We start from the raw sequence: 13,811 nt of genomic DNA, 5'->3' as shown, positions 1-13,811 counted from the left end.
TCTATAACCGGAAAAGGAGGCATTCAGCTCTGGGCTACATGACTCCTTGCCAGTATGAAAACCTCCTATACAATCAAACAGTGGCTGCCTGAAAAAAGTCTCCAGTAAAACATTGCAATTCCAGCTATCCTGTAACTGAGCCGATGGAGCAGGCGGTTGAAATTGCTCTTGTGCAGCTGCTGGCAGCGGTGGTGTTGCTGCATATAGCTCTTGGCTGCTGCCATGTTGCCACCTAAGTAACGGGCTGCCACAAGCGCTGTGGTTATTACCTCTGCATCGTTAAGTTTCCGCTTTGCCGCTGCTTTTCACCGGCTATAAGTAGGTAATCATCAACAAAATAGTAAATTGCTATCGTGAAGTCATTCATGGTAAGTAATAAGTAAAGTTTGGTCACTTTTCTTCTTAACAAACCAGCATGGCTTCATCGTTTATAATCGCAACTTGAATTATTTAAATAAAATTGCCCTTTGGATCCTTTCTCTGCTGCTGGTGCTCATTAAAGACGCAGGACGCAGGACACAAGGCTAAGGACTTTTCTATCTAATTAGTGATTGTTAAGTGCTGATTTTCTTGCTATGCCTAGTTTCCGACCACTCTGCTGTTTGGGGGCTTCCGCAGGAGGACTTCGAACTAAAATGAAGGTGGGATTCTCTGACTTCCCGCTGGCAGTTTAAGAGAATAGCTGTTACTGCCAGCACCCATAAAAACTCCATTTCCAGTAAAAGTTATTCCATTGCAACCTTTCTGTTGTATAGGGGGTCGTAGATATATTAAAGCACTTCTAAAAGAGATAATAATGGGAATCAGTTTATCCTTAAGCCTTTTTGGCCGAAACCTAATCAGGCAGGTTGCCCATAGGAGAAGTTGTACTACCGAGACGCACCATAGTAGGCGGCGCAAATTTGTGAGGTATGCTTTATATCCGCTTTTAGTCGCTTTTATGGTTGTGGCCTTTGGCTGTAAGGAAAAAGATGTTAGTCCTACTGAGGAGGTGTTAGCCCAGTTGGCCGGTAGATGCCTGCAAGGAAAGGTTATTACTGGCAGTATGTGTACTTCAGGAGTCTATGTTCAATTGCTCAATGCCGAGACGGGAACTACCTCCACTTTCGAAAGGAAAGAATTCAGAAACATTATTTTAGTAGGCAACTTCCCTGAAAGCGCTGATTTAGGTCCGGACAAGAGTAATAGCTTTTGGTTTACTATTGATGGCAGCAATGGCTTTGATAACTGCACGGAATATTATCCCTGCCAGATGCATTTAGATTACACATTATTAGAACCATTTCCTGTTACCATAAAAGCATGTATCAAAAGCTTTTCTACCTCATCCTGCCCCGTTGAAAATGAAGATTGATTTTTAGAGAAATGGAGTTTTAGGAGCTAATCTTGTAGGGAAAATTTCAGGCCTACTTTGTGAGTATTGTTCGCTAGTGCGAGCTTGTAGCTCGTACTTTCATCTCACCCGATAATTCAAAATGGACAAGACCAGATTGTATAGTGCTGTCTGAAACCTAAAGAGAAAAGAGAAAATAGCACAAGCTACAAGCCTGCACCAGCGGCGAAATGAATCCAGAAACCGTTGCAGCAAAAGCATCATTTGGTTAAAGGTTCTTAGCAGCGGCAAGAACGACTTTACAAAAGTCCTGTTCAAATTGAGCAATTAGCACATCAACCAATTATTCTAATGAAAAAGCTCCTCCGGAGCATAAACAGGCTGCTGATGCCCCTGCTGCTGTAAAGACGAGCCCTTACGCTCAGTTAGACTGCCCCCCGTTAAGAGCCACTCTACAGCAGACTTCTCCTCACCTAAGTTCTCCACCTGAAAATTGATGCACCCTAAAGCTTCGGCTCGCGTGATAACAGATTCCAGCGCCACCTTGCTGAACAAGTTCGCTGGCAACACCCTGTCAAATTTCACGATACCTACTTGCGACAGCTCATCATAATGAGTGGTCGATCTTATGGAGCCAAGCTGCTGCGCATTAGACAGCACTTTTGTAATGTTAGATTTACTGATGAACTTGTTTAGCTTAACGCCACCATCCATTAGTTCCTTTCTCCTATGGGTATTTGCAGCCATTCCGTACGCACAATACCATGCTTAAGATCAGCTTCTATCTTGAAACAATCAGATTGATAGACCGGCTCTAGTCGAAGCATTGGTTTAGCAGCGTTAGGTTACAGAAGGCAACACAAATCTATTACAGAATCAGCCATCTTCAGAAGCAGCTGTGATATTTATTTTAATGCACTCCCGTTCCAGACATGTTGATTGCTTACAGAAACAGGTCGAGTGTAATCTGGTCGGCCAGGAGTTTGCCTTTGTCGGTGAGGTAAAGCATGTGGTTGTTGATTTGCGTCAGCTCTTTCTGCTGCAGCTCCTGCAAGTATGCTGCGTGCATAGCCGACAGGTCAAAACCAAGCTCCTGTTTCAGCTTGTTAAGGTCGCACCCCCAGTTGGTGCGAAGGCTGGTGAGCAGGTAATCGTTGGCTTGGTCGGCGGGGGAGAGGGTTTCGAGTTCGAATAACAGCTGCCCCTGCTGCAGCGCATCAATATACTTCTTGTTGTGCGCCACGTTGTGCTGCCGCGTAGGTCCGTTAAATGAGTGAGCACTTGGCCCAATACCCAGGTAGTGCACGCCGCGCCAGTAGTTGCTGTTGTGCCTGGACTCGAAGCCGAGCTGGCAGAAATTGGAAATCTCGTACTGCACAAATCTATGCTGCTTCATGTGAGAGAGCAATATCTCGAACTGCTGGGCCGTGAACTCATCTTCGGGGGCTATAAAAGTGCCTTTTTTGCTCCAGCGGCCAAACACAGTATCGGGCTCAATAGTAAGGGCATAGCAGGAAACATGCTGCACTTGCAGCGAAAACAGCAGCTCCAAATCCTGCAGCCAGATGCTATGGTCCGGAGCCGGAATGCCATAAATCAGGTCTACTGTTATATTATCGAATCCTGCTGCCTGCGCATCTTTTACAGATTGCATGCTCTCGGTAGCGGTGTGGGCACGGTTCATCAGGCGCAAGTGCGGCTCATGGAACGACTGCAACCCAATACTCAAACGGTTAATGCCTGCCTGCCGTAGCTCCTGCAGCTTGGCGGGTGTCAGGTCGTCGGGGTTGGCTTCTAGGGTTATCTCAGCATCTGCAGCCACTTCAAATAGCTCCCCTACCGTTTGCAGAATAGTTGTGAGCTCTTGCTGGCTGAGAAGTGAGGGAGTGCCACCGCCAAAGTAGATGGTCTGCACCGGCTGCCCCTGCAGGTAGTTCTGCCGCAGCTGTAACTCCTGTTGTATGGCCTGCACCATCTGCTCCATCAGGCCCATAGAGGTACTAAAATGGAAGTCGCAGTAATAGCAGGCTTGCCTGCAAAAGGGTATATGTATGTAAATGCCTGCCAAAGTATTAGTTTTAATGCTGCTGTCGTTATAGCTTATGTTATGTATCGGAACTATAATCTATCAATATTGCTTTTATTTCCAGTTATGCTCCGGGTAAAGTAACCTATGGAAATAGGCTAAGGTTCCGGTATATTTGCTGGTGCCTGTATTCGAGTGCCATAGCTCTTCGCTTAAAAAGATGTCACCGCTTTGCTATAACAACCTGTAGTTCGAAATTATTCACTGCAAATGTACAAATTCCTCTTGTTGTTCCTGTGCTTTTCGCTGTACCTGCTCTTGGCGCAGGCACAGGCACCTCAGCAGATACAGGTGCAAGCCAAGCAGCGGACTCTGACCTTACATATCAGCACGCCACAACCGGAGAGGGCCGTACTACGGCAATATAATTTTAAAACACAGCTTGCCGATTCTGCAGAAGCTCGAAGCGAAGTCCGGGCTCTGGTGCACCGCATGCAGCAAGATGCTTATTTACTAGCCTCAGCCGATAGTGTTTTTCTTAGGCAGGATACGCTCCACGTGAAACTGCACATAGGAGATCGCTTTGAGTGGGCAGCCCTGCGCAATGGTAACCTGAGCGAAGGCATCCTGGTAGAGTCAGGTTTTAGGGAGAAATTTTACCGCAACACACCCTTTAAGCCGGCCGAGTACGTGAAGCTACAGCAACGCATCCTGGATTATGCAGAGCGCAACGGCTACCCCTTCGCCTCGGTCTGGCTCGACTCCGTAGTTATATCGGGTAATAAAATAGAAGGGGTGCTGATGGTTGAGAAAGCTTTTCTGGTTACCTACGACTCCCTGCACATAGAAGGCAAAAGTAAGACGCAGCCAAAGTTCCTTACACGCTACCTGCAGCTGTACCCTGGTCAGCCCTACAACCAGGACCAGGTAAATGCCTCACAGCGCATGCTCACGGCACTGCCCTACATTAAGGTGACACGGCCGCCGCAGGTACGCTTTTACAAAGACAAGGCTACCGTATATTATTTCCTGGACGACAGGCAGGCAAACCAGCTCGATGGCGTGGTAGGTTTTTTGCCGGACCCTACGCGCCGCGACAACAAGCTTCTTATAACCGGGGAGGCTAACCTGAACATCCGCAACATTAAGGGGAGCGGCAAGCAACTGGGCCTGCAATGGCGGCGTGTAAACCGTGGCTCTGTGGTACTGAACGGGGAATACCTGCACCCGAACCTCTTTGGAACACCCTTTGAGTTAGGCGGCCGCTTTGGCCTACTAAAGCAGGATTCGTCTTTTATAACGGTACAGCCTCAGCTCCAGCTCTCGTACTATACCATCAAGTATGGCAAGTTTAGTGTGTTCAGCGAGTGGCGATCTGCCAACGTACTCTCCACTGCCAACCGCCAGAGCCTGCAGAACCTCGACCTAGCCGATGCCCGCACCAACACCTACGGCATTAACTACCTCTGGAATAACCTCGACGACTTTTACTTTCCGAAGCGTGGGCGGCTGGTTGAACTCCAGTTTTCGGCGGGCAATAAACGACTGCTGCGTAACCCGCTGTTTGAGCAAAGTTTTTACGACACCCTGCAGCAGCGCACCACGCAGCTTAGCGTGGGGCTGCAACTAGAGAACTTTCTCCGAATTGGCAAAACAAGTGTACTCCTGACTCGCCTGCGCGGCAGAGCCCTGTTAAACGACCAGCTCTTCCTGAACGACATGTACCGCCTCGGCGGCCTTGGCTCGATCAGAGGTTTCGACGACTTTTTCTTTTATGCTTCTTCTTATGCTGTGGGTACACTGGAGTACCGCCTGTTCACGGCCGAAGATTCTTACGTGCTGCTGTTCTATGACCAAGGCTACTACCGCAGCGACCTTGAAAAGTCCTTTGAACAGGATTTGCCTTTAGGAGTAGGAGGTGGTATTAGCTTTAGTACCGGTGCAGGCATTTTTCAGCTGGTATACTCTTTAGGACGATCAGATCAGCAGCCATTAACGTTTAAACATTCAAAGATACATTTTGGCATTACCAACAAGTTTTAGCAATATCTAACTTTTTTAGCTTTTTTTTGCTTTAGCACTTGCATAGTAATAATTATCGTCCTACTTTTGTAACACAATAACAGTGCGGGGTGGAGCAGTTGGTAGCTCGTTGGGCTCATAACCCAAAGGTCGCAAGTTCGAGTCTTGTCCCCGCTACCTAGATTAAAGAGAAAGCCTTGTAAACGAATAGTTTGCAAGGCTTTTCTGTTTCTTAGGTGACCAATTCAGAAAATTCCTGCAACTGTAGGGTGTCCTGCCAAGTTAGCATAATCTTAACGTTTAATGGACTATGAAGGAAGGTATTTGTGCATGTAGCATAATTAGTCTTTGAAGCCATCAGGTTACAAATGAGAAGTGACTAGCCATTTTGTCTTTTAGAACGCCAAGAAACAATTACAGTTGGCAAAAGGGCTCCTAATGCACTAGCGACTATGTCCATCCAATCAGCTCTATGGTTTGTCATAAACAATTGTACAAATTCTCCAGCGGCAAGTATTATCACTGTATATGCGAACGAGATAAGCGGTTTACTACTTGTACCATAAGTCAGCCAAAACACTAAAGTAATTCCTGCAAAAAAATTTGGAGCAATGCCTAGTAATATGCTAGACGCTAATGCTGATTCCTTTAATAAAGTCCTTAATGGTCTGGTTGTAAATAGCCAGATTGAGTATGAGACAATAGCTGCATTCAAATAAAATTTGTCAGGATGTATTTTGAAGTATTTGTTTAGACTCCACATTTATAAGGAAATGGTTACTAATGAACTCTAAATTACATTTCTCCCAACGGGCCGACAACTATAATCATATTCTTGTCTGCACTTTGTATTAACCTAAACATCCGCTCTATTGTCGATTTTAACAGCAAACCGTAATTTGTTTTGGTGATACATAAAACCCTCGTGGCTGTTGCACAACTCAGCTATCGATTTACGTGCTGTTGGTCTTGCTATCTTCGCCTTGATTTTCCAGCTAGAGAAATGATGGTAGAATAACACTAAAAAAATTGCTATAAAAGCCTGTTGCTGCTGCTTTTCCAGCACCATGGCCAGACTCAGGGCTTTTGTAGGCCTGAACTTCATGTTCTTCCTGAGGTTAAAGGCAATGGCTGCCAGGAGCATGACCTTATGCGCACCTGATTTTCCTAGCACATTGATTTTGCGAAGGCCGTAGTGCTGCACCAGGCTGCCGAAGACCGGCTCCACGGTGCTTTGGCGAAGCTTTTTCATCTGCTTGCCGCGCCTGCTGGCCTGCCGGCCGTATGCCCGCTGATACTGCTCGTCATAGGCCGTGCGGGTGATTTTGCGGTACCTGATCCTGGGAGCACAGTTGGGCTTGTTGGGGCACTGCCGGCAGTCCGCCGGGGAAGCCCGGTAGTGCTTCATCAGCCTGCCATCTGGTGTGTGGTCGAAGCCTTTGAAGGGAAGCGGCTTGCCCATGGGGCAGAAGTAGCGGTCCCTCTCCTTGTCATAGGAGAATCCCACTATCTCCGGCTTGTACATCCCGAACACGGGGATCCACCCTGTGATGCCCTGCTGCTCGAGCATGCAGTAATTGGAGCCGTTGGAATAGCCGGCATCGGCCAGCAGGTCCTGCATCAGCAGCGCGTTTGCTTTCAACCTGCTTTGCACCTGCATGGTAAGGGACGGTAGGTGCTGACCGTCCCGACCGTTGGCGAAGTCCGCCCGGATATGGGAGATGACACCTTTGGCTGTGTCCACGGCCAGGCTGCAGTGGTAGTTGAGCTTCCTGGCTTTGCCAGGCTTGACAGAAATGCGGGCATCGGGGTCATGTGGGGAGTAGTGGGTTTTGTTGCTCAGCAGCTGCGCCATTTCATGGGATGCTCTGATGGCCCCTTTAGGGCGCTCGTTGAGCCGCTGCTGGCGCCTCTTCAACCGCTTGAGTTGGTGTTCAGGTGCCGTGATATGGTGTGCGGGAGAAGGATCGTCTTTCTTCCTATCTTGATTCTCAACGCCGTTGTTCTCCGGGTGGCCTACTGCAGATGCGGTCGGCTTCTCATGTTTCCCCTGTACCACCTCTTCTCCCAACATTGAATGGGTAATGACATCGCAGTAAAAAGAATTTTTAAAGATTTCAGAAATGCGCTGCTTTGTAAGTCTCAGCCCCATCTTACTTAGCCACTCCAATATCTCGACGTTCGACAGATGCTGCTCTGCTTTCATGGCAAAGGCTTTCTTCAACAGTTTACTAGTATCATTGACGGTGTTTACCTACCCCCCTTTAACTTTTCTCTAGTTGTGGCCTAAAGGTGCCTTTGTGGGCCATTCCAGTGCCCACACAAGGAAGAGGTAAGTTGATGTTTACTTATAATTTCATCTCCACTAGAAAACCTTTTGTTATCTCCAGACACTCCCTAAAAGGGCAGAGCAGACAAAGGCTTCAGCTTCAATTTACTACGTTTCAGTTCCCGATTTTGACCCTTGGGGCAGAAAAATCTGTCTTGAGGAGACTTTGTGGGCACCTTTGTGCCCGTTCCTTAACACAGATTTATATGCGTTTTTCCAAAGCCAGTATTTCAAAATTATACTCGATCATGCTCCTGGCAGGTATGTCCATAATGGGTGGCTGCGGAGCCGAAGGTGCTCCCGAGACACAACAGCAAAGCAACAGGGAGTTGCCCACCTTACAACTGGAGCAGGTAGCTGTCACCATGGATACAGAATACCCGGCCCGTATTGAGGGCAAAGTCAATGTAGACATACGCCCACAGGCGGAGGGCTACCTGCAGCAAATCTTTGTGGAGGAAGGCGCTTCTGTAAAGGCCGGTCAGCCGCTCTTCAAGATCGAGGATGCACCTTATGTAGAGCAACTCCATACAGCACAGGCCGGCCTGGAAGCTGCCAAGGCAACCTTGAGCAGTGCCAGCCTGGAGGTGGAGAAGTTCACTGGGCTCAGTGAGCGAAAAGTCACTTCAGAATTTCAGCTTAAAGCGGCAAGGGCGGCATATGAATCAGCCAGGGCCCATGTTTCCCAGATGGAAGCTGCTGTTAAAACAGCGAAGATAAATCTGGGGTTCACGCTGGTAAAAGCACCGGTGAGCGGTGTGATTGGCCGCATCCCCAAACGCATGGGGAATTTGGTGACCAGATCCGACGCGCAGCCTCTGACTACTTTATCCGATATCAGCCAGGTGTATGCCTATTTCTCCATTACGGAAAGAGACTTCCTAAAATTTGCCGAAAGCCATGCAGGCTCATCCATGGACAAATTACTGTCAAGTCTACCGGAGGTTTCCTTGGTGTTGGCCAACGGGAAGCGCTATGAGGCCCCAGGGAAAATCCAGATGGTTGACGGGCAGTTTGATACCGCGACCGGCGCCATCAGCCTACGGGCCATGTTCCCCAACCCAGGACAGCTGCTACGGTCAGGCAATACCGGAAAAATTGTCCTTCCCGAGATCAGGCAGGAGGTGCTGCTGGTGCCCGTTACGGCCACGCTGGACATCCAGGACAAGATTTTCGCCCTGCGTTTGAAGAAAGACAACAGCACCGAGCGCGTGGCACTTTCCATTGCCGGCACCAAAGGGGATGACTATGTTGTAACAGGCGGGCTGGCTCCAGGAGACCGGATTGTGACGCAACAAGTGGCCACTGTTCAGGAAGGCGAGCAAATTAAACCTTTAACCAGGGCTCAATAAGACAAACATGCTAAAGAATATCATCAATAAACCCGTTCTCGCCACTGTCATCTCTGTGGTGATAGTGCTGCTCGGCCTTGTCAGCCTGACTAGGCTGCCGATCACGCAGTTCCCGGATATAGCGCCACCCACCGTCTACGTTTCCGGGTTTTATCCAGGTGGTAACAGTGAGAGTGTAACCCGTTCGGTTGTAACGCCCCTTGAGGAAGCGATCAACGGGGTGGAGAACATGCAGTACATGACCTCCTCGGCCTCCAACGACGGCTCCTTCTCCATCATGATCATTTTCCGGCAGGGGGTAGACCCGGACCAGGCTGCCGTGAACGTGCAGAACCGCGTGGCCCAGGTCAACAGCCAGATCCCGGCCGAGGTGCTGCAGGCAGGTATCACGACCACCAAGCAACAGAACAGCAGCATAATGGTCTTTAACCTCATGAGCCGGGATTCGACCAAATACGATGAGTTGTTTCTTCAGAACTATGCCAAGATCAACCTGGTGCCTCAGCTCAAGCGCATACCGGGTATTGGGAACGTGCAGCTTTACGGTTCGAAAGACTATGCAATGCGCATCTGGCTTGACCCGCAGAAGCTTACGGTGAACGGCCTGGTTCCACAGGATGTGGAGAGTGCGCTGCAGAACAATAGCCTGGAGGCATCTCCCGGCAAGCTGGGGGAGGAGTCGAGCGCGCCCATGCAATACGTCATTAAGTATAAAGGCAAGCTGAACCTCCCGGAAGAGTATGAGCAGATTATCCTGAAAGCGAACCCAGACGGCTCTATGCTGCGCCTGCGGGATGTAGCCAGAGTTGAGTTAGGGGCCTCTTTCTATGACAGTAACAACAAGCAGGACGGTTACCCTGCCGTGACGATGGGCATTCTGCAAACCAGCGGGTCTAACGCAAATGAGATCGTAATCGCTGTGCGCGAGAACCTTGACCGGCTGGCGGAGTCTTTCCCGAAGGGTGTGGAATATAGCATTGTCCAGAATGTTAAGGAGCGCCTGGACCAGTCCGTGGACCAGGTCAAGACGACGTTGCTGGAAGCTTTCATCCTGGTGTTCATCGTGGTGTTCCTCTTCCTGCAGGATTTCCGCTCCACCCTAATTCCGGCTATTGCCGTGCCCGTAGCCATCATAGGCACTTTCTTTTTCCTGCAGCTGATTGGGTTCTCCATCAACGTACTCACCCTGTTTGCCCTAGTGCTGGCCATCGGGATTGTGGTGGATGACGCCATTGTGGTGGTGGAGGCCGTGCACGCCAAATTGGATGAGGGCAGCAAGAATGCCAGGGAGGCCACTGTTTCCGCTATGAGCGAAATTACGGGGGCCATTGTCTCCATCACCCTGGTGATGTCTGCCGTGTTCCTTCCCATTGGCTTCATGGACGGCCCGGCCGGTATTTTCTACAAGCAGTTTGCCTTCACCTTGGCCATAGCCATTCTGATCTCGGCACTGAACGCCCTGACACTGAGCCCAGCCCTTTGCGCGCTTTTCCTTAAGCCTGGGCACCATAAGGCTTCAGGCTCGGGAAACCTGAAGCAACGCTTCTTTACTGCCTTCAACGTGGGCTTTGAGCAGCTTACGGACAAATACATCCGGAGTGTCTCGTTTCTGATTGCCCGGAGATGGTGGTCCATGGGCGGCTTGCTGGCGGTAAGCGCAGTGGCTTTCTGGATGATGGCAAGTGCGCCCAAAGAGTTTGTACCCGAAGAGGATGACAGCTTTGTCATTTACTCGCTGTCCCTGCCGGCTGGCAACAACCTGAAGTTTACGACTAATGCCATTCAGGAAATAGATGAGGCTTTAAGAAAAATGCCAGAGGTGGAAACAGTGACCAGCGTGTCCGGATTTAACATGCTCAGCAATAGTTCCGGTCCCTCCTATGGGTTAGGTTTTATTCGTTTGAAACCAAGGGCCGACAGAGGCGACATAAAAGACATGGACCTTATTATAGCAGAGATGAACCAGCGGCTGGCTGGAGTGCAGCCAGGGGAGTTGAACCTGTTCCGCAGCCCACCTGTCGAAGGGTTCGGGAGTGTAAGCGGGGCAGAGCTTGTGCTGCAGGATAGAGCAGGAGGAGACTTAGGCAAGTTCAGTGAGGTGGCTGGCGGCCTGATAGAAGAACTGAATAAACAGCCTTCCGTAGAGGCCGCGTTTACCACGTTCAGAAATGACTTCCCGCAGTTTGAGGTGGTAGTGGATGAGGAAAAGGCCTATCAGCTGGGAACGACTCCCAGGGATGTACTCACAACGCTCCAGCTCTTCCTAGGTGGAGCCCAGGCGAGTGATTTCGTGCGCTTCGGCAAGTTCTACCGGGTGAATATCAAAGCAGAGGGGCATTACCGCATGGATGAGCAGTCACTCAACCAGGTATATGTCAAGAATGCAACAGGGGACATGATACCGGTGACAAACCTGGTGAGCCTGCACAAAGTGTATGGCCCGGAGGTGATGAACCGCTATAACCTTTACAACAGCATTACAGTGAATATGATGCCAGCCGCAGGTTATAGCACGAGCCAGGCCATGGAGGTGGCAGAGCAGTTGATGGCCCAGGAATTGCCGCCTGACTATGCCTACGAGTGGAGCGGCTTGAGCAGTGAGGAGAAAAAGTCCGGCGGCCAGATGGTGTTCATCTTCGGCCTCTGTATCCTGTTCACCTATTTCCTTCTGGCCGCGCAGTATGAGAGCTATATCCTGCCGTTATCGGTCATCCTCTCCATTCCTACTGGCATCATGGGGGTGTACTTGGCCATAGGGGCAGTGGGTATTACAAACAACATCTACGTGCAGGTAGGCCTGATCATGCTGGTGGGGCTACTGGCGAAAAACGCCATTCTGATTGTGGAATTTGCCCTGAAGGCGCGGCAGTCGGGCATGCCCCTGGTTGCCGCAGCTTTGGAGGGCTCCCGTAAGCGTTTAAGACCTATCCTCATGACTTCACTAGCCTTTGTGGCTGGCCTGGTTCCGCTGATGGCAGTTACGGGGCCCTCGGCAGTGGGTAATCGCTCCATTAGCACAAGTGCGGCAGGGGGCATGATCTCAGGGGTACTACTAGGACTGTTCGTGATACCGGTGCTGTTTGTGATCTTCCAGAATCTGCAGGAAAAAATAAGTGTAAGAAAGAAGCCCGTAGCGGCTGTAAATTAAGTTTATTGAAATGAAATTGAAGCATATAATAATTGTTCTTTCATTGACCGGGCTTGTTTCCTGCCGGTTGGGCAAAGAGTACGGGCGCCCGACGCTTCACCTGCCGGCGCATTTTCGCGGCTCTCCGGGCAGTGACATGGCCAGCGCTACCGTTCCTGAGATCAATGCCTTTTTCAGAAGCGTGAGCCTACAGCGCCTGGTCGACACAGCCCTTCATTATAACAACGACCTGCTGATTGCCATCAAGAATATAGAGTCAGCTCGGGCGAGCTTCAAGAGCGTTCGGCTGAATTTCCTTCCTGACCTGAACATGCAGCTTGCCGCCAACCGGGTAGTGGCATCACGAAACAGCTTGGCCGGCATTGGAAATGAGCAGTTCATCGGCACCCGCAGCGTGGACGACTACACCGCTTCCTTAGGGCTCTCCTGGGAGGTCGATATATGGGGCAAGGTCAAAAGAGAGAAAGAGGAGGCGCTGGCCAGGCTGCTGCAGACCGAGGAAATCCGGAAGGNGGACGACTACACCGCTTCCTTAGGGCTCTCCTGGGAGGTCGATATATGGGGCAAGGTCAAAAGAGAGAAAGAGGAGGCGCTGGCCAGGCTGCTGCAGACCGAGGAAATCCGGAAGGCGGTGCAGATAGGATTGGTGGCCCAGGTGGCGACAGGGTACTATACCCTGCTGATGCTTGATGAGCAGTTGGAGATAGCCAGGCAGAGCCTAAATCTGAGTGACAGTACCCTGCTGATAGCCCAGACTCAGTATGAGTTCGGGGAAGCCACCATGCTGGCTATCACACAGGCGAAAGCCCAGCGGGATGTTGCCAGGCAGCTCATCCCACAGATTGAGCTGAGCATATTCCAGCAGGAGAATGCCCTGGCGCTACTCTGCGGGCACTACCCTGAAACAGTGCCGCGTGAACCCGGGCAGGAAAGCTTCGCTCCTGTGCCTGCCTCAGGCTACCCTGTTTCCAGCCTTGCAAACAGACCTGATGTTCTCGCCGCAGAACTTGAGCTGCGGGCAGCCAATGCGCGGGTGGGCATCAGCCAGGCGAGCATGTATCCTTCCCTCTCCATCAATGCCTCAGGCGGCCTGAACGCTTATCAGGCAGCCAACCTGTTTGCTGTGCCCGGCGGCGTGTTTAGTAGCGTAGCCGCGGGCCTGGTCCAGCCCGTCTTTCAGCGCAGACGCCTCCGTACCCAGTATGAGCAAGCGCGGATTGAGAGGGAAAAAGCAGAGTTGAGCTTTCGGCAGTTGGTGCTTCAGGGGTACATGGAAGTTTCAGATGCCCTGGCCCGGATTCAAAAGGTGGAGGAGCAGGCAATTGCTTCGGCCAGCAGGCAGGCCGCCTTGCAGGAGGGCATTGAAACGTCAAACATTCTCTTTCAAAACGGGATGGCCAGTTACTTAGAGGTGATCGTGGCCCAAAGCACCTATCTGCAGGCCCGCCTGGAGAATGCACAGCTTGCACGGGACAAGGCAGCCGCTACGATAGAACTCTATCGTGCACTTGGCGGCGGCTGGAACTGAGCAGCAAAATGGTTCTTGTAACCTTTTGCTTGACCAAAGTCCCTAACATTATTCTGTACCTTTGCCAGCATGA

9 protein-coding genes and 1 tRNA gene are annotated in these 13,811 nt (G+C 50.5%); 7 read left to right on the top strand and 3 right to left on the bottom strand.

Going from position 1 to position 13,811, the window contains the following annotated elements; genetic code table 11:
- The coding region (locus ACMA1I_RS13930; RefSeq protein WP_414703917.1) for an IS3 family transposase at window positions 1-92 on the top strand (92 nt) is incomplete at its 5' end.
- A gap of 704 nt (window positions 93-796) precedes the next feature.
- Window positions 797-1,354 (top strand): hypothetical protein, encoded by a 558-nt coding sequence (locus ACMA1I_RS13925; protein WP_337068989.1) that lies wholly within the window; start codon window positions 797-799, stop codon window positions 1,352-1,354.
- 327 nt (window positions 1,355-1,681) lie between these two features.
- Here ACMA1I_RS13925 and ACMA1I_RS13920 read toward each other — a convergent pair whose 3' ends face one another.
- A complete protein-coding gene (locus ACMA1I_RS13920) occupies window positions 1,682-2,080 on the bottom strand; it encodes a hypothetical protein (protein WP_337068988.1) in 399 nt (132 codons plus the stop codon).
- 196 nt (window positions 2,081-2,276) lie between these two features.
- Window positions 2,277-3,401: a radical SAM family heme chaperone HemW gene (hemW, locus tag ACMA1I_RS13915; RefSeq protein WP_337068987.1), complete on the bottom strand. Its 1,125-nt coding sequence runs from the start codon at window positions 3,399-3,401 to the stop codon at window positions 2,277-2,279.
- 228 nt (window positions 3,402-3,629) lie between these two features.
- Here hemW and ACMA1I_RS13910 point away from each other — a divergent pair, with 228 nt between their 5' ends.
- Window positions 3,630-5,402 (top strand): POTRA domain-containing protein, encoded by a 1,773-nt coding sequence (locus tag ACMA1I_RS13910; RefSeq protein ID WP_337068986.1) that lies wholly within the window; start codon window positions 3,630-3,632, stop codon window positions 5,400-5,402.
- An 83-nt stretch (window positions 5,403-5,485) separates the two neighbouring features.
- Window positions 5,486-5,558, top strand: a tRNA-Met gene (locus tag ACMA1I_RS13905).
- 679 nt (window positions 5,559-6,237) lie between these two features.
- On the opposite strand, the gene ACMA1I_RS13900 is transcribed toward ACMA1I_RS13905, so the two are convergent.
- Window positions 6,238-7,605, bottom strand: coding sequence for a transposase (locus tag ACMA1I_RS13900; protein ID WP_337068985.1), 1,368 nt, complete (start codon window positions 7,603-7,605; stop codon window positions 6,238-6,240).
- A gap of 311 nt (window positions 7,606-7,916) precedes the next feature.
- Between ACMA1I_RS13900 and ACMA1I_RS13895 the strand changes: the two genes are divergently transcribed.
- From ACMA1I_RS13895 to ACMA1I_RS13885, 3 genes are read left to right on the top strand one after another with little or no spacing between them, the layout of a single operon-like run.
- Window positions 7,917-9,062, top strand: a complete 1,146-nt coding sequence (locus tag ACMA1I_RS13895) for an efflux RND transporter periplasmic adaptor subunit (protein ID WP_337068984.1) — start codon at window positions 7,917-7,919, stop codon at window positions 9,060-9,062.
- Window positions 9,063-9,069: 7 nt separating this feature from the next.
- Window positions 9,070-12,210 (top strand): efflux RND transporter permease subunit, encoded by a 3,141-nt coding sequence (locus tag ACMA1I_RS13890; protein ID WP_337068983.1) that lies wholly within the window; start codon window positions 9,070-9,072, stop codon window positions 12,208-12,210.
- A 10-nt stretch (window positions 12,211-12,220) separates the two neighbouring features.
- A complete protein-coding gene (locus ACMA1I_RS13885; RefSeq protein ID WP_414703916.1) occupies window positions 12,221-13,738 on the top strand; it encodes a TolC family protein in 1,518 nt (505 codons plus the stop codon).
- Window positions 13,739-13,811 lie beyond the last annotated feature (73 nt).

Origin of the sequence: Pontibacter sp. 13R65, assembly GCF_047525655.1 — a bacterium.
GTDB lineage: Bacteria > Bacteroidota > Bacteroidia > Cytophagales > Hymenobacteraceae > Pontibacter.
This window is presented reverse-complemented; position numbering and strand designations above follow the sequence as displayed.

What these genes read in the sequence shown, in the direction of transcription:
- ACMA1I_RS13910 (WP_337068986.1), top strand. Translation starts at nt 3,630, where the DNA reads ATGTACAAATTCCTCTTGTTGTTCCTGTGCTTTTCGCTGTACCTGCTC.
- ACMA1I_RS13920 (WP_337068988.1), bottom strand. Translation starts at nt 2,080, where the DNA reads ATGGCTGCAAATACCCATAGGAGAAAGGAACTAATGGATGGTGGCGTT.
- ACMA1I_RS13925 (WP_337068989.1), top strand. Translation starts at nt 797, where the DNA reads ATGGGAATCAGTTTATCCTTAAGCCTTTTTGGCCGAAACCTAATCAGG.
- ACMA1I_RS13890 (WP_337068983.1), top strand. Translation starts at nt 9,070, where the DNA reads ATGCTAAAGAATATCATCAATAAACCCGTTCTCGCCACTGTCATCTCT.
- ACMA1I_RS13895 (WP_337068984.1), top strand. Translation starts at nt 7,917, where the DNA reads ATGCGTTTTTCCAAAGCCAGTATTTCAAAATTATACTCGATCATGCTC.